At 70.1% G+C, this 25325-nt stretch carries 19 protein-coding genes and 2 tRNA genes; 19 read left to right on the top strand and 2 right to left on the bottom strand.

The window, feature by feature from the left end:
- The first annotated feature begins 331 nt into the window (after window positions 1–331).
- Window positions 332–526, top strand: coding sequence for a hypothetical protein (locus B7R87_RS09275; protein WP_040916330.1), 195 nt, complete (start codon window positions 332–334; stop codon window positions 524–526).
- A 98-nt stretch (window positions 527–624) separates the two neighbouring features.
- Here B7R87_RS09275 and B7R87_RS09270 read toward each other — a convergent pair.
- Window positions 625–698: transfer RNA gene (locus tag B7R87_RS09270), tRNA-Gly, on the bottom strand.
- Between the two features lie 225 nt (window positions 699–923).
- On the opposite strand from B7R87_RS09270, the gene B7R87_RS09265 reads away from it, so the two are divergent.
- The 5 genes from B7R87_RS09265 to clpX all read left to right on the top strand — a co-directional run bounded on the left by B7R87_RS09265 (window position 924) and on the right by clpX (window position 5711).
- Window positions 924–1000, top strand: a tRNA-Pro gene (locus B7R87_RS09265).
- A 198-nt stretch (window positions 1001–1198) separates the two neighbouring features.
- Window positions 1199–2602: a trigger factor gene (gene tig / locus B7R87_RS09260; protein ID WP_006349306.1), complete on the top strand. Its 1404-nt coding sequence runs from the start codon at window positions 1199–1201 to the stop codon at window positions 2600–2602.
- Between the two features lie 322 nt (window positions 2603–2924).
- Window positions 2925–3527, top strand: coding sequence for an ATP-dependent Clp protease proteolytic subunit (locus B7R87_RS09255; protein ID WP_006349307.1), 603 nt, complete (start codon window positions 2925–2927; stop codon window positions 3525–3527).
- A gap of 94 nt (window positions 3528–3621) precedes the next feature.
- Entirely contained in the window at window positions 3622–4281 is a 660-nt protein-coding gene (locus B7R87_RS09250; RefSeq protein ID WP_006349308.1) for an ATP-dependent Clp protease proteolytic subunit, read from the top strand.
- 146 nt (window positions 4282–4427) lie between these two features.
- Window positions 4428–5711, top strand: coding sequence for an ATP-dependent Clp protease ATP-binding subunit ClpX (clpX, locus tag B7R87_RS09245; protein ID WP_006349309.1), 1284 nt, complete (start codon window positions 4428–4430; stop codon window positions 5709–5711).
- Window positions 5712–5807: 96 nt separating this feature from the next.
- Here clpX and B7R87_RS09240 read toward each other — a convergent pair whose 3' ends face one another.
- A complete protein-coding gene (locus tag B7R87_RS09240) occupies window positions 5808–6833 on the bottom strand; it encodes a hypothetical protein (RefSeq protein WP_040916327.1) in 1026 nt (341 codons plus the stop codon).
- A 141-nt stretch (window positions 6834–6974) separates the two neighbouring features.
- Between B7R87_RS09240 and B7R87_RS09235 the strand changes: the two genes are divergently transcribed.
- The 13 genes from B7R87_RS09235 to B7R87_RS09175 all read left to right on the top strand — a co-directional run bounded on the left by B7R87_RS09235 (window position 6975) and on the right by B7R87_RS09175 (window position 25045).
- Window positions 6975–9596 (top strand): valine--tRNA ligase, encoded by a 2622-nt coding sequence (locus tag B7R87_RS09235; RefSeq protein WP_006349311.1) that lies wholly within the window; start codon window positions 6975–6977, stop codon window positions 9594–9596.
- Window positions 9597–9838: 242 nt separating this feature from the next.
- Complete coding sequence (locus tag B7R87_RS09230; RefSeq protein WP_006349312.1) at window positions 9839–11002, top strand: sensor histidine kinase; 1164 nt, start codon at window positions 9839–9841, stop codon at window positions 11000–11002.
- A gap of 42 nt (window positions 11003–11044) precedes the next feature.
- Entirely contained in the window at window positions 11045–12586 is a 1542-nt protein-coding gene (gene folC, locus B7R87_RS09225) for a bifunctional tetrahydrofolate synthase/dihydrofolate synthase (RefSeq protein WP_006349313.1), read from the top strand.
- Window positions 12587–12592: 6 nt separating this feature from the next.
- Window positions 12593–12970, top strand: coding sequence for a DUF4233 domain-containing protein (locus tag B7R87_RS09220; protein WP_006349314.1), 378 nt, complete (start codon window positions 12593–12595; stop codon window positions 12968–12970).
- A 128-nt stretch (window positions 12971–13098) separates the two neighbouring features.
- A complete protein-coding gene (gene ndk, locus B7R87_RS09215; RefSeq protein ID WP_006349315.1) occupies window positions 13099–13512 on the top strand; it encodes a nucleoside-diphosphate kinase in 414 nt (137 codons plus the stop codon).
- Between the two features lie 323 nt (window positions 13513–13835).
- The gene (locus B7R87_RS09210; RefSeq protein WP_006349316.1) at window positions 13836–14855 is read left to right on the top strand and encodes a rod shape-determining protein; all 1020 of its coding nucleotides are present in this window, start codon (window positions 13836–13838) and stop codon (window positions 14853–14855) included.
- A 256-nt stretch (window positions 14856–15111) separates the two neighbouring features.
- Complete coding sequence (mreC, locus tag B7R87_RS09205; RefSeq protein WP_006349317.1) at window positions 15112–16203, top strand: rod shape-determining protein MreC; 1092 nt, start codon at window positions 15112–15114, stop codon at window positions 16201–16203.
- Between the two features lie 9 nt (window positions 16204–16212).
- Window positions 16213–16878: a rod shape-determining protein MreD gene (gene mreD / locus B7R87_RS09200; RefSeq protein ID WP_006349318.1), complete on the top strand. Its 666-nt coding sequence runs from the start codon at window positions 16213–16215 to the stop codon at window positions 16876–16878.
- 22 nt (window positions 16879–16900) lie between these two features.
- Window positions 16901–19150 carry a penicillin-binding protein 2 gene (gene mrdA, locus B7R87_RS09195; RefSeq protein WP_006349319.1) on the top strand — a complete coding sequence of 750 codons (2250 nt, stop codon included), beginning with the start codon at window positions 16901–16903 and terminating at the stop codon, window positions 19148–19150.
- Window positions 19151–19156: 6 nt separating this feature from the next.
- Window positions 19157–20359 (top strand): rod shape-determining protein RodA, encoded by a 1203-nt coding sequence (rodA, locus tag B7R87_RS09190; RefSeq protein ID WP_006349320.1) that lies wholly within the window; start codon window positions 19157–19159, stop codon window positions 20357–20359.
- Between the two features lie 93 nt (window positions 20360–20452).
- Window positions 20453–21970 carry a CYTH and CHAD domain-containing protein gene (locus B7R87_RS09185; protein ID WP_130584603.1) on the top strand — a complete coding sequence of 506 codons (1518 nt, stop codon included), beginning with the start codon at window positions 20453–20455 and terminating at the stop codon, window positions 21968–21970.
- A gap of 70 nt (window positions 21971–22040) precedes the next feature.
- Window positions 22041–23969: a TIGR03960 family B12-binding radical SAM protein gene (locus B7R87_RS09180; protein WP_006349323.1), complete on the top strand. Its 1929-nt coding sequence runs from the start codon at window positions 22041–22043 to the stop codon at window positions 23967–23969.
- Window positions 23970–24331: 362 nt separating this feature from the next.
- A complete protein-coding gene (locus B7R87_RS09175; RefSeq protein ID WP_006349324.1) occupies window positions 24332–25045 on the top strand; it encodes a TIGR03936 family radical SAM-associated protein in 714 nt (237 codons plus the stop codon).
- Window positions 25046–25325: the final 280 nt, after the last annotated feature.

The following is a 25325-nucleotide window of genomic DNA, read 5'->3' as shown; positions in this document are numbered from 1 at the left end:
GCGTCAAGGAACCGTCAGTAATTAGTTTACCAAATGATTGACGTCAGCAACTAATAGGGGTCGTACATCCCCGGGCGCCCCGCCGTCGCCGGTCCGGCCCGCCGAGCCGGACCCGCAGCTCCGGCCGCCCCGTCGAAACCCGGACACGTACCGACCGGCCCCCGCGGTAAGCACGGCCGGATTCCGCCCACGGAAGAATCCGTTCCGGATCGGCATGGACCGCGCCGCCACTGGTCACGATCTCCCGCAGGCGGAGGGCCGCCGGGTGGCCACCGGGCGCCCCCCCAGGGCCCGGCCCGTGCGAGACCGAGCGACCGAGAGTGTGATCAGTGTGGCGATTTCCCTGTCCGTGGTGCTCCTGATGGGCATCGTCCTGGTGCTGCTGATGCGCTCGGGAGCGCTCAAGGCCGGACCCGCCCTCGCGGCCGTGCTCTTCGGCTTCTTCCTGGCCTCGACCGGAATGGCCCCGGATATCCGCGAGTTCCTCGACTCCCTCGCCGACAGCATCAGCGGCATCAGCTTCTGACCCCGCCCCCGGGCCCGGCGGCCGCGGCCCGCGAAACCCGGGGGCGGACAGCACAAAGGCCCGTGGCCGGTTCGGAAACCGGCCACGGGCCTTCGTCATGGAGCGGGCGACGGGAATCGAACCCGCGTAGCCAGTTTGGAAGACTGGGGCTCTACCATTGAGCTACGCCCGCGAGCGCCACTGATGGCGCCGTGCCGCAGGTCCGCGGCACGAAGAGCATCGTAGCGGGTTCCGGGCGCCCCCTGCACACCCGTACTGCCGCGAGCGGCCGGGGAATCCCCCCGCACCTCCCCGCGTCCGCCTCCGCATCCCCTCCGTGCCCCCGTGCGCCCTGTCCCTGCACGTAATAACCAGCGGTCGTACGGCCTGCGAACATGTACCCTACGTGTCGCACCGACGGGGTGTGGCGCAGCTTGGTAGCGCGTCCGCTTTGGGAGCGGAAGGTCGTCGGTTCGAATCCGGCCACCCCGACCACCGTCATCAGCGCCCCGCAAGATCGCATTGTGGGGCGCATCCTGCATGCAGCTACTATGCAAACTGCGTGCCCGCGTGTCCGAACACGGGCCGGTGCCGAAGCGGCTCGTGCCAGAGGCCCGGGCCGGCGAGCCGAGCCGCTCCGAGCGGGCGGGACGCGGCACGACCCCAGAATTCAGCCATCAAGGAGACCGAACCGTGAAGAGCGCCGTGGAGACCCTGAACCCGACCCGGGTTCGGCTCACTGTCGAGGTGCCCTTCGAGGAGCTCAAGGACAGCCTCGACGCGGCGTACAAGAAGATCAACCAGCAGGTCACGGTCAAGGGCTTCCGCAAGGGCAAGATCCCGGCCCGGGTGATCGACCAGCGGTTCGGCCGTGGTGCGGTCCTGGAGGAGGCGGTCAACGACGCGCTTCCGAAGTTCTACTCCGAGGCGGTCCGTGAGGCGGAGATCAACCCGCTGGGCCAGCCCGAGGTGGACATCACCGAGCTGAAGGACGGCGAGACGCTGAACTTCACCGCCGAGGTCGACGTGCGCCCCGAGATCGAGATCCCGGACTACTCCGGCATCGAGGTCGAGGTCGACGCGGTCGAGGTCACCGACGAGGACATCGACAAGTCGGTCGAGCAGCTCCGTGAGCGCTTCGTCACCACCACCCCGGTCGAGCGTGCCGCCGCCGACGGCGACACGGTCACCGTCGACCTGGAGGCCAAGGTCGACGGCGAGGTCCTCGCCGACGGCGTGGCGAGCGACGTCTCCTACACCATCGGCTCCGGTGAGCTGCTCGACGGCATCGACGACGCCGTGAAGGGCCTGGAGGCCGGTGGCGAGGCCACCTTCACCTCCGAGCTGAAGGGCGGCTCCGCCGCGGGCAAGGAAGCCGAGGTCACCGTCAAGGTCACCCAGGTCTCCGCCCGTGAGCTGCCCGCGCTGGACGACGACTTCGCCCAGCTGGCGAGCGAGTTCGACACCTTCGAGGAGCTGCGCGCCGACAGCCGCAAGCGCCTGGAGAACATGAAGGCCTACGACCAGGCCACCCAGGCCCAGGAGCGGGTCCTCGACGAGCTGCTGAAGATCACCGAGGTGCCGATCCCCGAGAAGCTGCTTGAGGACGAGGTCAACACCCGCAAGCACAACCTGGAGCACCACCAGCTCGGCCAGATGGGCCTCGACCTGGAGAAGTACCTGGAGATCCAGGGCAAGACCGTCGAGGAGTTCGAGAACGAGAGCCGCGAGCAGGCGATCAAGGGCATCAAGACCCAGTTCGTCCTCGACGAGCTGGTCTCCAAGGAGAAGCTGAACGTCAGCCAGGAGGAGCTCACCGAGCACCTCATGCGCCGTGCCGCCTCCTCCGGTATGAGCCCCGACCAGTTCGCCCAGGCCGTCGTCGAGGGCGGCCAGGTCCCGATGCTGGTCGGCGAGGTCGCCCGCGGTAAGGCGCTGGCCGTGGTCGTCGAGGCCGCCAAGGTCGTCGACACCAACGGCGAGGTCGTGGACCTCGACGACGAGGACGAGACCGAGACCGCCGCCGAGGCCGTCGCTGCCACGGTCGACGCCGACGCCGACGCCGACGCGGAGAAGGACGGCAAGGCCGAGGCGTAAGCACTCCCGGGACGGCCCCCGGGCCGCCCCCAGGAACGCCGGCAGGGCCCGGACGCACACCGCGTCCGGGCCCTGCCCCCGTACTCCCCCCGGCCCCGGCTGTGCTCTGCCTGCGCCCCGCCTGCGCCCTTCTGCGGACGCATTCCCGCGGGGGTGACCTTGCGCTCCGAGCGAACAGTTCGGGAACCGGGATGGCGTTGTCCGACCTGCGCGTTAGGGTCCATGAATACGAGGGGCAGGCGAGTATCCCGCCCCCGGCTGAAAAGACGCTGAGACGGCGGGCAGCCGTCAGAGACGAGCAGGTGGACACGTGACGAATCTGATGCCCCAAGCCGCCGGTGAGCCGTCCCTCGGTGGCCTCGGCGACCATGTCTTCAACCGACTGCTCGGCGAGCGCATCGTCTACCTCGGCCAGCAGGTCGACGACGACATCGCGAACAAGATCACCGCACAGATGCTGCTCCTGGCCGCCGACCCGGAGAAGGACATCTTCCTCTACATCAACAGCCCCGGTGGCTCCGTGACGGCCGGTATGGCGGTCTACGACACCATGCAGTTCATCCCGAACGACGTGGTCACCATCGGTATGGGAATGGCGGCCTCGATGGGCCAGTTCCTGCTGACCGGCGGCACCCCCGGCAAGCGCTTCGCGCTGCCGAACACCGACATCCTGATGCACCAGGGCTCGGCCGGCCTCGGCGGCACCGCCTCCGACATCAAGATCCAGGCCGAGTACCTGCTCCGCACCAAGCAGCGCATGGCGGAGATCACCGCCCGTCACTCCGGCCAGACCGTGGAGGCGATCCTGCGCGACGGCGACCGCGACCGCTGGTTCACCGCCGAGGAGGCCAAGGAGTACGGCCTCATCGACGACATCATGTCGTCCGCGTCGAACGTCCCGGGCGGCGGCGGCACCGGCGCCTGAGCGACCGCGCACCCCACCGCACAGCCACCTGGCCGCGGCGGCGCCCCGCGAAGGCGCCACCGGGCCCATCGAACCGGAAGGCCGAGAACACCCCATGAGCACCTTCTCCGCGAGCGGCCTCTACACCGGCCCGCAGCCGGACAGCCGCTACGTCGTCCCCCGCTTCGTCGAGCGCACCTCCCAGGGCGTGCGCGAGTACGACCCCTACGCGAAGCTCTTCGAGGAGCGCGTGATCTTCCTCGGGGTCCAGATCGACGACGCCTCCGCCAACGACGTCATGGCCCAGCTGCTGTGCCTGGAGTCGATGGACCCCGACCGTGACATCTCCATCTACATCAACAGCCCCGGCGGCTCCTTCACGGCGCTGACCGCGATCTACGACACGATGCAGTTCGTGAAGCCCGACATCCAGACTGTCTGCATGGGCCAGGCGGCCTCGGCCGCGGCCGTGCTGCTGGCCGCCGGCACCCCCGGCAAGCGGATGGCCCTGCCGCACGCCCGGGTGCTGATCCACCAGCCGTCCTCGCAGACCGGCCGGGAGCAGCTCTCCGACCTGGAGATCGCCGCCAACGAGATCCTCCGGATGCGCAGCCAGCTGGAGGAGATGCTCTCCAAGCACTCCACCACCCCGCTGGAGAAGGTCCGCGACGACATCGAGCGCGACAAGATCCTGACCGCCGACGACGCCCTGGCGTACGGTCTGATCGACCAGATCGTGTCCACCCGTAAGACCACGGCGGGCGCAGCCGTCTGACCCGGTGCCGTCACTCCTGGCGCGGTGCACGACAATGTGAACCGCGCCAAGAGGGGCCCGAACGAGGGCCCCGGCACGGTACCGTCGAATATGAGGCACCAGGAGCGGCTGCACCAGGCCGCTCCCAGGCGAAGGGGAAGCACCTCGTGGCACGCATCGGTGACGGCGGCGATCTGCTCAAGTGCTCGTTCTGCGGAAAGAGCCAGAAGCAGGTGAAGAAGCTCATCGCAGGCCCCGGTGTGTACATCTGCGACGAGTGCATCGAACTCTGCAACGAGATCATCGAGGAGGAGCTGGCCGAGACCTCCGAGGTGCGCTGGGAGGAACTGCCCAAGCCGCGCGAGATCTACGAGTTCCTGGAGGGGTACGTCGTCGGGCAGGAGCCCGCGAAGAAGGCCCTCTCCGTCGCGGTCTACAACCACTACAAGCGGGTGCAGGCCGGTGAGACCGGCGGGCCGAACGGCCGGGACGACGCCATCGAGCTGGCCAAGTCCAACATCCTGCTGCTCGGCCCCACCGGCTCCGGGAAGACCCTGCTCGCCCAGACCCTCGCCCGGATGCTGAACGTCCCGTTCGCCATCGCCGACGCCACGGCCCTCACCGAGGCCGGCTATGTCGGCGAGGACGTCGAGAACATCCTGCTGAAGCTCATCCAGGCCGCCGACTACGACGTCAAGAAGGCCGAGACCGGGATCATCTACATCGACGAGATCGACAAGGTCGCCCGTAAGAGCGAAAACCCGTCGATCACCCGGGACGTCAGCGGCGAAGGGGTCCAGCAGGCGCTGCTGAAGATCCTGGAGGGCACCACCGCCTCCGTACCGCCGCAGGGCGGACGGAAGCACCCGCACCAGGAGTTCATCCAGATCGACACCACGAACGTGCTGTTCATCGTGGGCGGTGCCTTCGCCGGTCTGGAGAAGATCATCGAGTCCCGGGCCGGGGCCAAGGGCATCGGCTTCGGCGCCACCATCCGCTCCAAGCGGGAGATCGAGGCCAGCGACCAGTTCCAGGAGGTCATGCCCGAGGACCTGGTGAAGTTCGGGATGATCCCCGAGTTCATCGGCCGTCTCCCGGTCATCACCTCGGTCCACAACCTCGACCGCGAGGCGCTGCTGAAGATCCTGGTCGAGCCGCGCAACGCCCTGGTCAAGCAGTACCAGCGGCTGTTCGAACTCGACGGTGTCGAGCTGGACTTCGACCGCCCGGCCCTGGAGGCCATCGCCGACCAGGCGATCCTGCGCGGCACCGGCGCCCGTGGACTGCGCGCCATCATGGAGGAGGTCCTCCAGTCGGTGATGTACGAGGTGCCGTCCCGCAAGGACGTCGCCCGCGTCGTGATCACCGCCGATGTGGTCCGCGACAATGTGAACCCCACCCTGGTGCCCCGGATCGTCCAGAGCGACGGCCGCCACGAGAAGTCGGCGTAACACCCGCCCGGCGCCCCCGGGTTCCGACGGCAGCGACCCCCGTCCCCCGTACCGATGTGTACGGGGGACGGGGGTCGGCCCGTCTGCGGGGAGGGATCAGAGCTTGGTACGCGAGGTGTTGTAGAGCTTCGCCGCCAGATCCGCCAGCTTGTCCTGCTCCATCGGCTTCGCCGAGCTGCCCGTACCCGAGAGCATCGACAGCTCCATGTGCATCACCACGATCACACTGCTGTAGTCGGCCCAGACGCACATGGGAAGTTCGAACTCCTTCTTCCCCGAGGAGTCCTTGGCCTTCTGGCACTTCATCACGGCGCCGCTGAAGTTCTTCGGCTGCACCGCCTCGCGGCTGCCGAGGAGCTTGACGTTGCCCTCCTTGGCGGCGTCCTTCTCCACCATCTCGAAGAACCGGTCGGCGGCCTGAGCCGGATCGTCGACCTTGCCCCAGAAGCCGGTCAGCAGCAGCATCTTGCCCGTCGTCGGATCGGCCCCCGCCTTGTAACCGGCGGCCACCTGCTGGGGGTCCTTGATGCCGATCGCCTCGGCGCTCTTGCGGTCCGACTCCTTCATCTTCTGGTTGTCGGAGTTGCTCTGCCGCGAGTACTCGTCGACCTCGGCGGCCGGGGTGATCTTGTAGCCGCGGGTGCTGTCCGCGACCCCGCCGGAACCGTCGCCGTCACCCGAGAACAGCAGATAGCCACCACCGCCGAGAACCGCGAGCGCCACCACGGCCGCGGCTATGACCAGACCGGTCTTCTTCTTCCGCGGCGCGTCCGGCACCGGCGGCTGCCCCGGGTACCCGGGCTGCTGGCCGTACGGCCCCGGCTGCTGCGGCGGGCCCCACTGACCGGACTGCTGCGGCACACCAGGAGCACCAGGAGCACCGGGGGCCCCGGGAGCGCTCGGCTGTCCCGGCTGGGCGTACGGATTCGGCTGGCCCTGCTGGGGGAATCCATAGCCACCGCCCTGCGGCTGACCGTACGGCCCCGGCTGCCCGGGAGGCTGCTGCGGGTAGCCGTAGCCGGGCTGCGGCGCCGGGGGCTGCTGACCGTAGGGACCCGGCTGGCCGTACGGCCCCGGCTGCTGCGGCTGCCCGTCGTAAGGACCCGGCTGGTTGTGGCTCATCCTCTGAGTTCCCCCTGTGGATACGCTTATCTGGACCTCACATCCTCGCCCACGAGGCGTTTTCCGGGGGCGACGGGGGTCACACCGTTACCGAACCTTCCCGTTTCCGTACAGCCCTGTGACACCCCCTAGACTGAGTCCGTGACCGAGAACACTCAGCAGCAGCCAGCCAGCACCCCCGAACTGCCGACCCAGTACGCGCCGGCCGAGGTAGAGGGGACGCTGTACGAGCGCTGGGTAGGACGCGGTTACTTCGAAGCGGACGCCAAGAGCGAGAAGACCCCGTACACCGTCGTCATCCCGCCGCCGAACGTCACCGGCTCCCTCCACATGGGCCATGCCTTCGAGCACACCCTGATCGACGCCCTCACCCGCCGGAAGCGGATGCAGGGCTACGAGACGCTGTGGCAGCCCGGTATGGACCACGCCGGCATCGCCACCCAGAACGTCGTCGAGCGGGAGCTCGCCAAGGAGGGCAAGTCCCGCCACGATCTGGGCCGGGAGGCGTTCGTCGACCGCGTCTGGCAGTGGAAGGCCGAGTCCGGCGGCCAGATCCAGGGCCAGATGCGCCGCCTCGGCGAGGGCGTCGCCTGGAGCCGGGACCGCTTCACCATGGACGAGGGCCTGTCCCGGGCCGTCCGGTCCGTCTTCAAGAAGATGTACGACGACGGGCTGATCTACCGCGCCGAGCGCATCATCAACTGGTGCCCGCGCTGTCTGACGGCCATCTCCGATATCGAGGTCGACTACCAGGACGACGACGGCGAGCTGGTCTCGCTGAAGTACGGCGAGGGGGACGAGACCCTCGTCGTGGCGACGACCCGCGCCGAGACGATGCTGGGCGACACCGCGGTCGCCGTCCACCCCGACGACGAGCGGTACGCCCATCTCATCGGCAAGCGGATCAAGCTGCCGCTGACCGACCGCAGCATCCCCGTCGTCGCCGACACCCATGTCGACCCCGAGTTCGGCACCGGCGCCGTCAAGGTGACCCCCGCCCACGACCCCAACGACTTCGCCATCGGCCAGCGCCACGGCCTGGAGTCCATCGAGGTCCTCGACGAGCGCGGCATCATCACCGTCCACGGCCCCTTCCAGGGCCTGGACCGCTTCGAGGCCCGCTCCGCGATCGTCGCCGCGCTGCGCGCCGAGGGCCGGATCGTCGCCGAGAAGCGGCCGTACACCCACTCCGTCGGCCACTGCTCCCGCTGCCGCACCACCCTGGAGCCGAGGGTCTCCCTCCAGTGGTGGGTCAAGGTCGAGCCGCTCGCCAAGGCGGCGGGCGACGCCGTCCGTGAGGGCAAGGTCGCCATCCACCCGGCCGATATGACCCAGCGCTACTACGACTGGGTCGACAACATGCACGACTGGTGCATCTCGCGCCAGCTGTGGTGGGGCCACCGGATCCCCGTCTGGCACGGCCCGAACGGCGAGATGGTCGCCGTCGGCCCCGACGAGGAGCCGCCGGCGGGCGAGGGCTGGGAGCAGGACCCCGACGTCCTCGACACCTGGTTCTCCTCCGGACTGTGGCCCTTCTCCACCCTGGGCTGGCCCGAGCAGACCCCCGACCTGGAGAAGTTCTACTCCACCGACGTCCTCGTCACCGGCTACGACCTGATGTTCTTCTGGGTCGCCCGGATGATGATGTTCGGTCTGTACGCGATGGACGGCGAGCCGCCGTTCCGTACGGTCGCCTTCCACGGCATGGTCCGCGACGAGTTCGGCAAGAAGATGTCGAAGTCGGCGGGGAACACCGTCAATCCGCTGGACTGGATGGACACCTACGGGTCCGACGCGGTCCGCTTCACCCTGGCCCGCGGCGCCAACCCGGGCACCGACGTCCCGATCGGCGAGGACTGGGTCCAGGCGTCCCGCAACTTCGCCAACAAGATCTGGAACGCCACCCGGTTCGCCCTGATGAACGGCGCCACGGTGGAGGGCGAACTGCCCGCGGCCGAGGAGCTGTCGGCGGCCGACCGGTGGATCCTGTCCCGGCTCAACAAGACCGTCGCCGACGTCGACGCGTTCTACGACGACTACCAGTTCGCCAAGTTGTCGGATGCGCTCTACCACTTTGCGTGGGACGAGGTCTTCGACTGGTACGTCGAGCTGTCCAAGACGACCTACTTCGCGGGCGGCGACCAGGCGAAGGTCTCAGCCCGGGTCCTGGGCGAGGTGCTGGACGTCAGCCTGCGGCTGCTCCACCCGGTGATGCCGTTCGTCACCGAGGCCCTGTGGACGACGCTCACCGGCCGTGAGTCCGTGGTCGTCGCGGACTGGCCCGCCGACAGCGGTTTCCGCGACGAGGCCGCCGAGCGCGAGATCGAACTGGTCCAGCGGGTGGTCACCGAGGTCCGCCGGTTCCGTTCCGACCAGGGCCTCCAGCCCGGCCAGAAGGTGCCCGCCCGGCTCGACCTGGCGGGTACGTCCCTCGCCCCGCACGAGGCCGCCATCCGCCAGCTGCTCCGGCTCCAGCCGGAGGGCGACTCCTTCAGCGCCACGGCGACCCTGCCGGTGGCCGGGGCGAGCGTCGCCCTCGACCTCTCGGGCACCATCGACGTGGCCGCGGAGCGCAAGCGGCTCGCGAAGGACCTGGCGGTGGCCGAGAAGGAGAAGGCGCAGGCCGAGGCGAAGCTGGGCAACGAGGCGTTTCTGGCGAAGGCGCCGGATCAGGTGGTCGACAAGATCCGTGGCCGTCTCGCCTCGGCGGAGGCGGACATCGCCCGCATCACGAACCAGCTGGCGGCCCTCCCGACCGCCTGACCCTTCCGGGGCCCTGCCCCCGATCGCCCCTGGACCTCGGGCCCGCCCCGAGTTCCGGGGGCGTCCCCTTTTCCGGGGCGGGTGAGGTCGGGCAGCGGGTCGCCGCCCGGGCCAGGATTTGCAGGGCGGTGCAACACAGGTACCCAGGGGCGCTGGGGGTCCCGGCCCCTGGGAGGGCCGGGCCACCCGGGGGTGTGCCCCCGGATGCGCCCCGCCCAGGGGACGGCACGCATCATGGGGGCATGTCGCCCGCACGGTACGCCGCACTCCGCCTCGTCGCGGCCGTGCGCGGGCGCACCCGCCGCTGGGCCGCGTCGCCGCCCGCGCTCGATGTGATCGCCGCCGTCAGCTGCTTCTCGCTGATGGTGCTCGACGTGCCCGGTCTCGCCAGGGCCGACAACTCCCTGACCGGCTTCACCGCGACCCTGGTGCTCGGCGCCGGGGCGTCGACCCTGGTGCTGCGGCGGCGGGCGCCCTGGGTGCCGTACGCCGTGGCGCTCGGGCTGCTGGGCTGGCTGCACGAGCTGACCCTCGTCCAGTTCGCGCTCTACTCGCTGGGCCGGTTCCGGGGGCGGGCGGCGGCCGTGGTGGCGACGGCCGGTTATGTCGTCGTCGCGTACGCCCTGTTCCTGCTGCCGGGCTGGCCGGAGTACCGCGCGGACTCCCTCAGCTCGTTCCTCGGTCTGGTGCTGCCGATCGGGGTGCTCGCGGCCGGGGTCGGCATCGCGGCGTACCGGCAGGACCTGGTCCTGGAGCTGCAGGACCAGCGGGCCCGTACCGCCGCGGTCGAAGCGGTCCAGAACGAGCGGATCTCCGTGGCCAGGGACGTCCACGATCTGGTCGGCCGGGAGCTGACGGTGCTGGCGGTACGGGCCGAGGTGCTGGCGGCCCGGGCCCGCGGCGGCGCCCATCAGAAGGACTTCGAGGAGCTGGCGGACACGGCGAGGCGGGCGCATCTGATGCTCAACGACACCCTGGTGCACCGGGCCGACGAGCGGACGGCGACGCCCGGGCTCGACGGTCTGGCGGCGCTGGCGGCCGAGAGCGGGGCGATGGGCAGCCCGGTGGCGCTGCGGATCGCGGAGGCGGCGTACGCGCTGTCGCCGCTGCGCCAGGCCGCGGTCTACCGGGTGGTGCAGGAGTGTCTGACGAATGCGGCGAAGCACGCTCCGGGGGAGCGGGTGACGGTGACCATCGGCCTCGGCGGGGACCGGCTGCGGGTGGTGGTCCGCAACCCCCTTCCGGCGGCGGCGCCGCTCACCGAACCGGTCTCCAGCGGCACCGGCACCTGCTCCATGCGGGAGCGCGTCGCCAGCATGGGCGGGGAGCTGACCGCGGGGCCCGGCGCGGGCGTCTGGGAGGTGGTCGCCGTCCTCCCGGCGGGCCGGCTGCCCGCCGCGCCGTGAACCCCTGGGAGTGATCACCCTTGCGCCGCCTAGACTGGGTCCGTGAGTGAGCACCCCGCCGACCCCCAGCCGAACGATCCCCGGGCGCACGAGCCGGAGCCGTACGAGCGTGACGTCTTCGACGAGATCGTCGACACGGAGACCGACCGCGATCCCGACCTCGCGGTGATCGAGGCGGGCAGCCGCACGCTGCGCGCCCAGGCCGGTCCGCCGGACGCCCAGGTGCCGGAGCCGCCCGCGGACCCGGAGGTCGCCGCCGCGCTGCGCGCCGTGGAGGCCGAGCTGGCCTCGCGCTGGGGCGAGACGAAGCTGGAGCCCTCGGTGCGGCGGATCGCGGCACTGATGGACGTGCTGGGCGAGCCCCAGCGGGCGTACCCCTCCATCCACATCACCGGCACCAACGGCAAGACGTCCACGGCCCGGATGGTCGAGGCGCTCCTCGCCGCGTTCGATCTGCGCACCGGCCGCTACACCTCGCCGCATGTGCGGTCCGTCACCGAGCGGATCAGCCTGGACGGCTCGCCGGTGAGCGCGGAGCGGTTCGTCTCCGTGTACGAGGACGTCAAGCCGTACGTGGAGATGGTGGACGCCGCGGAGGACTACCGTCTGTCGTTCTTCGAGGTGCTGACCGGTATGGCGTACGCGGCGTTCGCGGACGCCCCGGTGGACGTGGCCGTCGTCGAGGTCGGCATGGGCGGGACCTGGGACGCGACCAATGTCATCGACGCTTCGGTGGCCGTGGTGACGCCCATCGACCTGGACCACACCGACCGGCTGGGCAGCACGCCCGGCGAGATCGCCGCCGAGAAGTCGGGGATCGTCAAGCAGGGGGCGACGGTCGTCCTGGCCCAGCAGCCGGTGGACGCGGCGCAGGTGCTGCTGAAGAAGGCCGTCGAGGTGGATGCGACGGTGGCCCGCGAGGGCATGGAGTTCGGGATCGTGTCCCGGGAGGTCGCGGTCGGCGGCCAGCTGCTGACCCTGCGCGGGCTCGGCGGCGAGTACCCCGAGGTCTTCCTTCCGCTCTACGGGGCCCACCAGGCGCACAACGCGGTGGTGGCGCTCGCCGCGGTCGAGGCCTTCTTCGGGGTGGGCGCGGACCACGCCCGGGTGCTGGACATCGACACGGTCCGCCGGGCCTTCGCCTCGGTCTCCAGCCCGGCGCGGCTGGAAGTGGTGCGGCGCAGTCCGACCGTGGTGCTGGACGCGGCGCACAATCCGGCGGGTGCCCGGGCGACGGCGGAGGCGATCACGGAGGCCTTCGGCTTCTCCCGGCTGATCGGTGTCGTCGGGACCAGCGCGGGCAAGGACGTCCGCGGTCTGCTGGAGGCGTTCGAGCCGGTGTTCGCGGAGATCGTGGTCACCCGGAACTCCACCGAGCGGAGCATGGACCCCGACGAGCTGGCGGCGATCGCCGTGGAGGTCTTCGGGGAGGAGCGTGTGGTGGTGGAGCCGCAGCTGGACGAGGCCCTGGAGGCGGCGGTGACCCTCGCCGAGGAGGACGCCGAGTACGCGGGCGCCGGAGTGCTGGTGACGGGTTCGGTGTTCACGGCCGGGGAAGCCCGGCTGCTGCTGGGGAAGGGCTGACAGCCGATGCGTACTCTTGCCGCGTCCACCCTGATCGGGGAGTTCTTCGTCATCGGCTTCGCGGGCCTGGTGGCGATGAAGGACGACAGCCTGTCGACGGGCACCGTCTGGACGGTGTGCGGGATCGCCATGGTGCTGTCGCTGCTGCTCTGCGGAATGCTGACCCGGCCCGGCGGGGTGCAGCTGGGCTGGGCGCTCCAGGTCGGACTGATCGTCAGCGGTTTCTTCGTGCCGATGATGTTCATCCTGGGGATCTGTTTCGCCGGTCTGTGGTGGGCGTCGGTCCACTACGGGCGGAGGATCGACGAGGTGAAGGCCCGCTGGGCGGCGCAGGCGGAGCAGATGGAACAGGCCGAGGGCGCGGGCCGACCCGACCCGGCCTGACCGCCGCGGGCCGCCCCGACCGCCGGGACGGGGCCGGTCGAACGCAGTGCGGGACCCGGTGCGGCTGTTCGAGTGACGGGATGTAGCCTCACACCACCGCACAGGACCGTTGCAAGGAGCCCCAGAACATGACCCAGCGCACCCTCGTCCTCCTGAAGCCGGACGCGGTCCGCCGCAAGCTGGTCGGTGAGATCGTCGGCCGTATCGAGGCCAAGGCGGGCTGGACCGTCGAGGCGCTGGAACTGCGGCAGCTCGACCGCGCGACCCTGGAGCAGCACTACGCCGAGCACATCGGCAAGCCGTTCTACGAGCCGCTGGTGGAGTTCATGCTCTCCGGTCCGGTCGTGGCGCTGGTGGTGGACGGCGAGCGGGTGATCGAAGGGATACGCCGACTGGCGGGCCCCACCGACCCGATTGCCGCGGAGCCCGGCTCCATCCGGGGGGATTTCGGCACCATCGTCCGGGAGAATCTCATCCACGCCTCGGACTCCGAGGAGTCCGCCATTCGGGAACTGAAGATCTTTTTCCCCGGTCTTTCCTGAACCGGTACTTTTCTGATCCGGCGTCAGCCGTCACCGCCACGATGGAGCCGTTCGGCGCTGTCCGGCTCCCCCTGCGGGGTCAATGGAGATCGGTGACCTGGGGCGACCGAAGGAATTCGGTCGCCCGTCGGTATATGCGGACTCTTTTCGGGAACGCATCGCTGCGACACCACGTCACCTATACAGAGGCGGTCCACCGCGCCGGTTCACCCGGTGCGGCACTACGATGGAAGCCGCCACTCCACAAGCATCCACCCGCGCCCTCCTGAAGAGCCGTCAAGGCTCCGTGAAGGAAGGCCATACGCATCCTCTTGGGGAAGAACATGTCGTTCATCGGCCGTGATATGGCTGTCGACCTGGGGACCGCCAACACGCTGGTGTACGTCAGGGGCCGGGGGATCGTTCTCAACGAGCCTTCCGTGGTCGCCATCAACACGAACACCGGTGGCATTCTCGCGGTCGGCGCCGAGGCGAAGAAGATGATCGGCCGGACACCGGGCAACATCGTCGCCGTCCGGCCGTTGAAGGACGGAGTCATCGCCGACTTCGAGATCACCGAGCGGATGCTCCGTTACTTCATTCTCAAGATCCACAAGCGGCGTTATCTGGCCCGTCCGCGCGTGGTGGTCTGTGTGCCCTCCGGTATCACCGGAGTCGAGCGCCGTGCCGTCATCGAGGCCTCCACCCAGGCCGGCGCCCGCCAGGTGCACATCATCGAGGAGCCGATGGCCGCGGCGATCGGGTCCGGGCTCCCGGTCCACGAGGCCACCGGCAATATGGTCGTCGACATCGGCGGCGGCACCACCGAGGTGGCCGTCATCTCCCTCGGCGGAATCGTCACGGCACAGTCCATCCGGGTGGCCGGCGACGAGCTGGACAACGCGATCATCCAGCACATCAAGAAGGAGTACTCTCTCCTCCTCGGTGAGCGGACTGCCGAATCCATCAAGATCACCATCGGTTCGGCCTATGATCTCGACCAGGACGAGCACACCGAGATCCGGGGCCGCGATCTGGTCTCCGGGCTGCCCAAGACCGTGGTCATCTCGGCCGCCGAGGTCCGCAAGGCGATCGAAGAGCCGGTCAACGCCATCGTCGACGCCGTGAAGACCACCCTCGACAAGTGCCCGCCGGAGCTCTCCGGCGATGTGATGGACCGGGGGATCGTGCTCACCGGCGGCGGTGCGCTGCTGCGCGGACTCGACGAGCGGCTGCGCCGGGAGACCGGAATGCCGATCCATATCGCCGAGGACCCGCTGGACTCGGTGGCGCTCGGGTCCGGCAAGTGCGTCGAGGAGTTCGAGGCGCTCCAGCAGGTGCTGGACGCCCAGCCCCGCCGCTAGCCGGCCGGGGGGACCGGCCCGGCGTCCGACGGGCCCGAGGGCCCGCCGAACGTACTGGATGCACCGGACGTACCAACAGAAGAACGTGTACGAAGGGCACACCGGAACATGCGGTGTGCGGGGAGGGCGATCGGCCCCGGAGCCCTGCCGGCTCCGGGGACACCCCCTGTACGGGTGCCTGCCGACCCGTGCGCCCGATCGTTGAGCAGGACGGAAGAAACACCACATTCCGACGAGGAAGGCACGGCCGCCGCACGTGAGGGACACACGAGAGAGCCGGCTGCTCCTGGTGCTGCTGATCGCCATCGCGTTCGCACTGATCACGGTGGACATCCGCGGCGGCGAGGACTCCCCGGTCGACGGCGCCCGGCAGGCCGCCGCCACCGTCTTCGGCCCGATCCAGAACGGCGTCGCAACTGCCGTGGACCCCGTGGGCAACGCGATCGGGGCGGTACGGGACTCCGGGGAGCGGCACGACCGGATCAGCGAGCTGGAGCGGGAGAACGCCGAGCTGAAGGCCAAGCTCGGCAGCGACGACCGCAACCGCAGCCGGGTCCGGGAGCTGGACCGGCTGCTGCGCACGGCGGGCGCGGGCCAGTACCGCGTCAAGGCCGCCGAGGTCATCGCCATAGGGGCGGCCCAGGGCTTCTCCTGGACCGTCACCATCGACGTCGGCTCCCGGGACGGCATCAAGCGGGATATGACCGTCCTCAACGGCGACGGTCTGGTCGGCCGGGTCACCACGGTCGGCCCCGGCACCTCCACGGTGCTGCTCGCCAGCGACCCCGGCTTCACCGTCGGAACCCGGATGGAGAAGACCGACGAACTCGGCTTCGCCAACGGACAGGGCGACCGCCCCCTGTCGGTCCAGCTCCTCAACGGCAAGTCCAAGGTGAAGAAGGGCGACCGGCTGGTCACCTTCGGCTCGCAGGCGTCCCGGCCGTTCGTGCCGGGCGTGCCCATCGGCGAGGTGGTCCGGGTGGACCCGCTCGGCGGCGATCTGACCCGGACCATCCACGTCCGCCCCTATGTCGGCTTCAGCCGGCTGGACATCGTCGGCGTCGTGGTCTCGGCGCCCTCCAGCGATCCGCGGGACGCCGTACTGCCCGCCCGGCCGAAGGCCACCCCGGTGCCGACCGTCACCGTGACCGTGACGCCCTCCGGCGTCCCGGGCGGGGCGCAGGAGGAGGGCGACGGGACCGCCGCCCAGGGCACCGATCCGCAGCTCGCCGACCGGCAGCAGCCCGACGCCACGGCCACCGGCCGGGCCCCGGACCCCGGCGGCAGCCCCGGCCCGGACCGGGACGCCGGAAGCACCTCCGGCCGCACCGAAGACCAGCAGCAGTAGGAGACCCGTATGCGCCTCAACCGACTGCTCCTGTCGTCCGCCCTCGTGGTGGTCGCGCTCGTCGTCCAGGTCTCCGTCCTCGCCCGGCTCCAGCTGCCGGGCGCCGTCCCCGACCTGCTGCTCCTCACCGTCCTCGGGCTGGCCTTCGTCTACGGCCATGTCACGGGCGCCCTGATCGGCTTCGGCGCCGGACTGCTCGCCGACCTCGCGCCGCCCGCCGACCACGCCGCCGGGCGGTACGCCCTGGTGCTCTGTGTGATCGGCTATCTCGCCGGTCTTGCCCGCCCCCAGGACGGCCGGGTGCGCTCGGCCACCGGACCGATGATCGTGGTCGTCGCCGCGGCGGTCGGCTCGACCCTGCTGTACGCGGGCGTGGGCGCCCTCGTCGGTGATACGTCGGGCGGTCAGGTGGGCCTGGGCGGACTGCTGTTCAGCGCGGCGGTCTACGATCTGCTGCTCGCCCCCTTCACGGTGCCCTTCGTGATGGCACTGGCCCGGCGGGCGGAGAACGATCCGGTCGCGGACGCCCAGAGCGGCGGCGGCGACGTCTCAGCGGGCTGGCTGGCCTCCGGCACCGGGCTGCGGATCGGCAGCCAGCGCGGCGGACTGAGACTGCGGTCCGCCCGCTCGCGGGCCTCGCGCGCGGGCCGCATCAAGGGCGTCAAGCGGCTGTGACCGAGGGAGGGGTACACACACCATGAGCAACATCCCGGAGACCGGGCGGACCCCCAGGGTCCAGATCCGGCTCGTCGTCATCCAGGTCCTGGTCTTCTCCCTCCTCCTCACCCTCGGCGGCCGGCTCTGGTATCTCCAGATCCGCAACGGCCAGGAGTACACGGACGAGGCGAAGAACAACGGCGTCCAGCGGGTGGTCCAGCCCGCCGTGCGCGGCTCCGTCCTGGACGCCCGCGGGGTCGCCCTCGCCGACAACGAGACCCGGCTGGTGGTCTCCGCGTCCCGCACCGAGCTGATGAAGATGCCGGACGACGGCAAGGCCGTCCTCACCCGGCTGGCGGCGGTCCTCGGCATGACGCCGAAGGAGGTCATGGACAAGGTCCGGCTCTGCGACTCCAAGACCCCGAAGCCGTGCTGGAACGGCTCCCCCTACCAGCCGATCCCGGTCACCGACGAGGCCACCACGCAGCAGGCGCTCCAGATCCGCGAACGCGCCGAGGACTTCGACGGCATCACCGCCGAACCCACCGCCGTCCGCCGCTACACCGCCCCCGGCAAGGCCAACACCGCCCAGGTCCTCGGCTATCTCTCGCCCGTCACCGACGTCGAGATCGAGAAGGCCAAGGACAGCGATTCCCCCTATCTCCGCTCCGACCAGGTCGGCCGCTCCGGTATCGAACGCACCTACGACAAGGCGCTGCGCGGAAAGGCCGGGATCACCCGTTACGAGGTCGACAACCTCGGCCGGGTGATCGGGGAGGCGGCCCACGACAAGGCCCGGGCCGGATCCAATCTGGTGACGTCCATCGACGCCCGGGTGCAGGCGGTCGCGGAGTACGAACTCAACGAGGCGATGAAGACCGCCCGCAAGGAGGTCGACCGCAACACCCGCGAGAACTACAAGGCCGACGCGGGCGCGGTCGTGGTGATGGAGAACAAGACCGGCCGGGTGATCGCGATGGCCTCCCTGCCGACGTACGACCCCAATGCCTGGGTCGGCGGTATCTCGGCCAAGGACTATGCCGCGCTGACCAGCACCGACTCCAATTTCCCGCTGCTCAACCGGGCGATTCAGGGGCAGGCGGCGCCGGGCTCCATCTTCAAGGTGGTGTCGTCCGCCGCCGCCGTCCGCGCCGGATACGGCTTCAACGACAACTACCCCTGCCCGTCGTCGCTCTCCTTCGGCGGCCGGGAGTTCAAGAACTTCGAGTCCAAGGGGTACGGCTCCATCAGTCTGGGCCGGGCGCTGGAGGTCTCCTGCGACACCGTCTACTACGGGCTCGCCTACAACGAGTGGCGCAAGGACGGCGGCATCAAGCCGAAGAAGGATGCCAAGAACTGGTTCTACCGCACGGCCCACGATTTCGGGCTCGGCGCGGAGACCGGCATCGACCTGCCGAACGAGGTCAAGGGCCGGGTCCCGGACCGGGAGTGGAAGCAGCGCTTCTGGGAGGCCAACAAGGACTCCTGGTGCAAGACCGGCAAGAAGGGCGGGGACTACGGCGAGCAGATCGCCTACGAGAACTGTCTCGAAGGCAACCAGATGCGCGCCGGTGACTCCGTGAACTACTCCATCGGACAGGGCGACATCCTCGTCACGCCGATACAGATGGCGACGATCTACGCCGCCATCGGCAACGGCGGCACCCTCTGGAACCCGACCGTCGGCAAGGCGATCATCAGCCCGGACGGGAAGTCGGTCGAGCTGATCAAGCCGAAGTCGCACGGCAGGCTGCCGATGGACGACAAGACCAGGAACCAGATAAACGATGCCCTCGCGGGGGTCGTGAAGACCGGCTCGGCCGCCTGGCGGTTCCAGGGCTGGCCGCACGAGAAGATCCCGATGCACGCCAAGACGGGTACCGCCGAGGTCTTCGGCAAGCAGACGACCTCCTGGTTCGCCACCTACACCGACGACTACACGATCGTGATGACGATCGCCCAGGGTGGTACGGGTTCGGGGGCCTCGGGTCCCGCGGTCCGCAATATCTACGAGGCCATGTACGGGCTGAACGAGAAGGGCGAGCAGGACCTCAAGCGGGCTCTGCTGCCGAAGCCGCAGCAGACGCTGCCGAAGGTCCAGCCGGACGGCAATATCTACGCGCCCGAGATCAAACCGTACGTACCGCCGAAGCCCGAGGACGAGCAGGGCGCGGCCGACGACGGCACCCAGCAGAACCAGAACCAGCAGAACCAGAACCAGAACCAGCAGGACCAGGACCAACAGGACCGGGACCAGCAGCTCGCGGGACCACCCGCTCGGAGGGACTGAGACCGCATGGCCGGCACCAATGGCTTCTCCGTCTCCGGCTACGGCCCGCAGCGCGGCGGGCTCTGGGCGCAGCTCAGCTCCCGCGACTCGATGGTCCGCCGCCTCGACTGGCCCCTGCTCTTCGCCGCCCTCGCGCTCAGCGGGATCGGCTCCCTGCTGGTGTGGTCCGCGACCCGCAACCGCACCGAGCTGAACCAGGGCGACCCGTACTACTTCCTCTTCCGGCACGTGCTGAACACCGGCATCGGCGTCGCCCTGATGATCGGCACCATCTGGCTGGGCCACCGCACCCTGCGCGGCGCCGTCCCGGTGCTCTACGGCATCTCGGTGGCGCTGATCCTGCTGGTGCTCACCCCCCTCGGGGCGACCATCAACGGCGCCCACGCCTGGCTGGTGATCGGCGGCGGACTCACCGTCCAGCCGTCCGAATTCGTCAAGATCACCATCATTCTGGGGATGGCGATGCTGCTCGCGGCCCGGGTGGACGCGGGCGATATGGCCCATCCCGACCACCGTACGGTCGCCAAATCGCTGGTCCTCGCCGTCGTACCGATGCTGATCATCATGCGGATGCCCGATCTGGGCTCCGTGATGGTGATGGTGGTGATCGTCCTCGGGGTGCTGCTGGCGTCCGGGGCGCCCAACCGGTGGATCCTGGGGCTGATCGGCGGCGGCGTCGGCGGGGCGGTCCTGGTGGCCGCGCTGGGACTGCTCGACGAGTACCAGATCAACCGCTTCGCCGCCTTCGCCAATCCCGAACTGGACCCGGCGGGCGTCGGCTACAACACCAACCAGGCGCGGATCGCGATCGGCTCCGGCGGTCTGATGGGCACCGGGCTGTTCAAGGGCTCGCAGACCACCGGCCAGTTCGTGCCCGAGCAGCAGACCGACTTCGTCTTCACCGTCGCCGGGGAGGAGCTGGGCTTCGTCGGCGCCGCGCTGATCCTGGTCCTGCTGGGCGTGGTGCTCTGGCGGGCCTGCCGGATCGCCCGCGAGACCACCGAGCTGTACGGCACGATCGTGGCCGCCGGGATCATCGCCTGGTTCGCGTTCCAGTCCTTCGAGAACATCGGCATGACGCTGGGCATCATGCCGGTGGCCGGGCTGCCGCTGCCGTTCGTCTCGTACGGCGGATCGGCGATGTTCGCCGTATGGGTGGCGATCGGACTCCTCCAGTCGATCAGGGTGCAGCGGCCGATAACGGCCTGAGCAGGCCCGTCGGCGCGGCCGGAGCGCCCTGCCGGGCGTTTCCGGCGCGTCGGGGGACTGCCGCCGTGAATCATCCCGAACTAGATTCGATACATGGCGGACACGAAGCGCGAAATCGAGCGGAAGTACGAAGCCACCCCCGAGACCACGCTGCCGGACCTGACCCGGGTGACCGGTGTGGCCGGCGTCGTCGACCAGGGCACCACCGAACTCGACGCGGTCTACTACGACACCTCGGATCTGCGGCTCGCCGCGGCCTCCATCACCCTGCGGCGCCGCACCGGCGGCGACGACGCGGGCTGGCACCTCAAACTCCCCGTCGCGCCCGGCGTACGCGACGAGATCCGGGCCCCGCTCTCCGGGGCGATCCCGCGCACCCTGAAGGCCCTGGTCCGGGCCAGGACCAGGGACAGCGCGCTGGAGCCCGTGGTCCGGCTCCGCTCGGCCCGGGACCTCCACCACCTCGTCGACGGCGACGGCGCCCTGCTGGCCGAGGTCAGCAGGGACGCGGTACGGGCCGAACGCCTCGACGACGGCCGGACCGCGGCCTGGGACGAAATCGAGGTCGAACTCGCCGACGACGGCGACCCCGCACTCCTCGACAAGGTCGGCAAGAAGCTCCGCAAGGCCGGGATCAGGGACGCGGACGCCCCCTCCAAACTGGCCCGCGCCCTCGACGAGACCGGACTGGCGCCCGTGCCCGCCCCCGGCCCGCCGACGCTCCCCGGCACCGCGGGCAGTGAAGTGCTCGCCTATCTGGAAGCCCAGGTCAGGGCGTTGCTCTCGTACGATCCGGGGGTACGGCGCAATCTGCCCGACGCCGTCCACCAGATGCGGGTCGCGACCCGCAGGCTGCGCAGCGCCTTCCGCTCGTACGCGGCGGTCCTGGACCGGGCCGTCACCGATCCGCTCGGCGAGGAGCTGAAGTGGCTGGCGGGCGAGCTGGGCGCGGCCCGGGACACCGAGGTGCTCGCCGAGCGGCTGCGCGGCCGGCTCGACGCCCTGCCCAGGACCCTGCTGCTGGGCCCGGTCCGCGGCCGGCTGCGGATCTGGACCGGCGCCCGGGGCTCCGGCTCCCGCCGCCGGGCCGTCACCGCCCTCGACAGTCGGCGGTACGTCGCCCTGCTCACCACCCTCGAAGGATTCCTCGCCGCTCCGCCGCTGCGGAAACGGGCCGCGGGCAGCCCGGAACAGGTGCTGCCCGGGGCGCTGCGCAAGGACTACGGACGGCTGGCCGACCGGATCGAACACGCCCTGTCGCTCCCCGCGGGCCCCGACCGCGATCTGGCCATGCACGACGCCCGCAAGGCAGCCAAACGCGCCCGGTACGCGGGCGAGGTCGCCGCCCCCGCCCTCGGTGGGCCCGCCCAGCGCTTCGCCAAACGGATGAAGGCGGTCCAGACCGTCCTCGGCGACCACCAGGACAGCGTCGTCGCCAGGGACACCCTGAAACTGCTGGCGGCCCAGGCCCACGCCGCGGGCGAATCCGCCTTCACCTGGGGGCTTCTCTACGGACAGGAGCAGCGGTCCGCCGCCGACCGGGAGCGGGAGCTGCCCGAGGTATGGGCCCGGGCCGCCCCGGAGCGGCTGCGGGAGACGGTCGGCAGCTGAGCGGATCGGCCGATCGGGGTACGCTGGATGGTCACCCCTGCCAGCTCACGAAAGCCCTGAGATCTCTGAGATGTCTGCTGCCGAGTCGGTCTTCCCACAGCTCGAAGCTCTGCTCCCGCATGTGCAGAAGCCGATCCAGTACGTCGGCGGTGAGCTGAACTCCACCGTCAAGCCGTGGGAGTCGTGCGACGTCCGCTGGGCGCTGATGTACCCGGACGCGTACGAGGTCGGGCTGCCCAACCAGGGCGTCATGATCCTCTACGAGGTGCTCAACGAGCGCGAGGGCGTCCTCGCCGAGCGGACGTACAGCGTCTGGCCCGATCTGGAGGCGCTGATGCGGGAGCACGGCGTCCCGCAGTTCACCGTCGACTCCCACCGGCCGGTCGGCGCCTTCGACGTGTTCGGCCTCAGCTTCTCCACCGAACTCGGCTATACGAACATGCTGGCCGCCCTCGAACTTGCGGGCATCCCGCTGGAGGCCAAGGACCGCGGGATCGACGACCCGATCGTGCTCGCGGGCGGCCACGCGGCCTTCAACCCCGAGCCGATCGCCGACTTCATCGACTGCGCCGTCATCGGCGACGGCGAGCAGGCCGTCCTCGACATCACCGATATCGTCCGGGCCTGGAAGGCCGAGGGCCGTCCCGGCGGTCGCGAGGAGGTGCTGTTCCGTCTGGCGAAGACCGGCGGGGTGTACGTTCCCGGCTTCTACGACGTCGAGTACCTCCCCGACGGACGCATCGGCCGGATCGTGCCCACCCGCTCCGGAGTCCCGTGGCGGGTCTCCAAGCACACGGTCATGGACCTCGACGAATGGCCCTACCCCAAGCAGCCCCTTGTCCCGCTCGCGGAGACCGTCCATGAGCGGATGTCCGTGGAGATCTTCCGCGGCTGCACCCGCGGCTGCCGTTTCTGCCAGGCCGGCATGATCACGCGTCCCGTCCGGGAGCGAAGCATCACCGGCATCGGCGAGATGGTCGACAAGGGTCTGAAGGCGACCGGCTTCGAAGAGGTCGGCCTGCTCTCCCTCTCCAGCGCCGACCACTCCGAGATCGGCGAGGTCGCCAAGGGCCTCGCCGACCGGTACGAGGCGGACAAGATCGGCCTGTCCCTCCCTTCGACCCGGGTCGACGCCTTCAACGTCGACCTCGCCAACGAGCTGACCCGCAACGGCCGCCGCTCCGGCCTCACCTTCGCCCCCGAAGGCGGCTCCGAGCGGATGCGCAAGGTCATCAACAAGATGGTCTCGGAGGAGGACCTGATCCGTACGGTCGCCACCGCCTACGGAAACGGCTGGCGCCAGGTCAAGCTCTACTTCATGTGCGGTCTGCCGACGGAGACCGACGACGACGTCCTCCAGATCGGCGATATGGCGGTCAACGTCATCGCCAAGGGCCGCGAGGTCTCCGGCTCCAACGACATCCGCTGCACGGTGTCCATCGGCGGTTTCGTGCCCAAACCGCACACCCCCTTCCAGTGGGCCCCGCAGCTCTCCGCCGAGGCCACCGACGCCCGGCTGGAGAAGCTCCGCGACAAGATCCGCGGCGACAAGAAGTACGGCCGCTCCATCGGCTTCCGCTACCACGACGGCAAGCCCGGCATCGTCGAGGGACTGCTCTCCCGCGGCGACCGCCGTGTCGGCGCCGTCATCCGCGCCGTCTACGAGGACGGCGGCCGCTTCGACGGCTGGCGCGAGCACTTCTCGTACGACCGCTGGATGGCCTGCGCCGACAAGACCCTGCCCGAGACCGGCGTGGACGTCGACTGGTACACCACCCGGGAGCGCGGCTACGAGGAGGTGCTCCCCTGGGACCACCTGGACTCCGGGCTCGACAAGGACTGGCTCTGGGAGGACTGGCAGGACGCCCTCGACGAGACCGAGGTCGAGGACTGCCGCTGGACGCCGTGCTTCGACTGCGGGGTCTGCCCCCAGATGGGCACCGAAATCCAGATCGGCCCCACCGGCAAGAAGCTCCTCCCGCTGACCGTCGTCAAGTAGCCCCGGGACCGGTCCGCGGGCCCGCCGTCATGGCGGTTCCCGCGGGCCGCGGACGGAACCTGGGGAACCGGTGGTGGTCCCTGCGCGTACTCTGGGTAGGAGAACGACTGTCACCGACAGCGGCGGCCGGATCCGACGGCTCCCTACGCCCAGGGGGCGTGGGTGGGGGTGCCTCCGGGCGAGATAGCCCGGGGGGAGCACCCCCATTCCCTGCACACAGCAGGTGCGAGCCGGGTTTCGGCCCCCACGGGACACCCAGCATTCCGAGGGCGGCGCCACCCGCGACCGCCCCGCACCGAGGAGAAGAACCACTGGGCAAGCGACAGCCCGAAGGCCCGCCGCCCGCACCCGCGGTACAGCGCATGCGACTGCGCTACACCAAACGCGGCCGCCTCCGGTTCACCAGCCACCGAGACTTCCAGCGGGCGTTCGAGCGCGCGCTGCGCCGGGCCGAAGTGCCCATGGCGTACTCGGCGGGCTTCACCCCGCACCCCAAGGTCTCGTACGCCAATGCCGCCCCCACCGGCACGGGCAGCGAGGCCGAGTATCTGGAGATCGCCCTCACCCAGCACCGCGACCCCGCGGTGCTGCGCGCCCTGCTCGACGAGTCGCTGCCCGACGGGCTCGACATCGTCGACGCGGTCGAGGCCCGCACCCCGGGACTCGCCGACCGGCTCACCGCTTCCGTATGGGAACTGCGCCTCGACGGGGTCTCCGTCGAAGCGGCCGGATCCGCCGTCACCGCCTTCCTCGCCGCCGAAACGGTCGAGGTCGAGCGGCGTACCAAGAACGGTCTGCGCACCTTCGACGCCCGTGGCGCGGTAGCGGCTCTCGAAGCCCTTCCTCCACAGGCCGATGGGCCGTCGGCCGGGCCCTGTGCGATACTGCGGCTGGTAGTACGGCACGTGACGCCTGCCGTACGACCCGACGACGTCCTGTCCGGTCTCCGCGCTGTGGCCGACCTGGCGCCGCCGGTCCCCGCAGCGGTGACCAGGCTGGCGCAGGGGCTCTTCGACGAGGAGTCCGGCACGGTGACCGACCCGCTCGCAGTCGACCGCGAGGCGGTACCGGCCTAGCCACGGCCGCCTGCCTGCCTCCCCTCGACGGACGCGAGGCCGTCCCCGCCCGGGGACACCGGTCCGGTCCCGCCGCGACCGGATCGTCGTCGCAGCGCGGCCCTCGTACGCGGAAGCCACCTGGGTCGGGCCGCGAAAGACCACCAGACTTTCGCCAGGCCGTACGTAGATCGCGTACGGAACCGGCGAGCCAGACAGAAGCTCCCGTGCGGCGGCCCCGCCCCGGACGGCATCACCGCGCCTCGCGCGGATCAAGGCCGGACCGTGAGCGCGTCCGCCC

This window comes from Streptomyces tsukubensis (assembly GCF_003932715.1).
Classification (GTDB): Bacteria; Actinomycetota; Actinomycetes; order Streptomycetales; family Streptomycetaceae; genus Streptomyces; species Streptomyces tsukubensis.
Note: the sequence above shows the minus strand (reverse complement) of the source record. Positions and strands in the feature narration are given on the sequence as shown.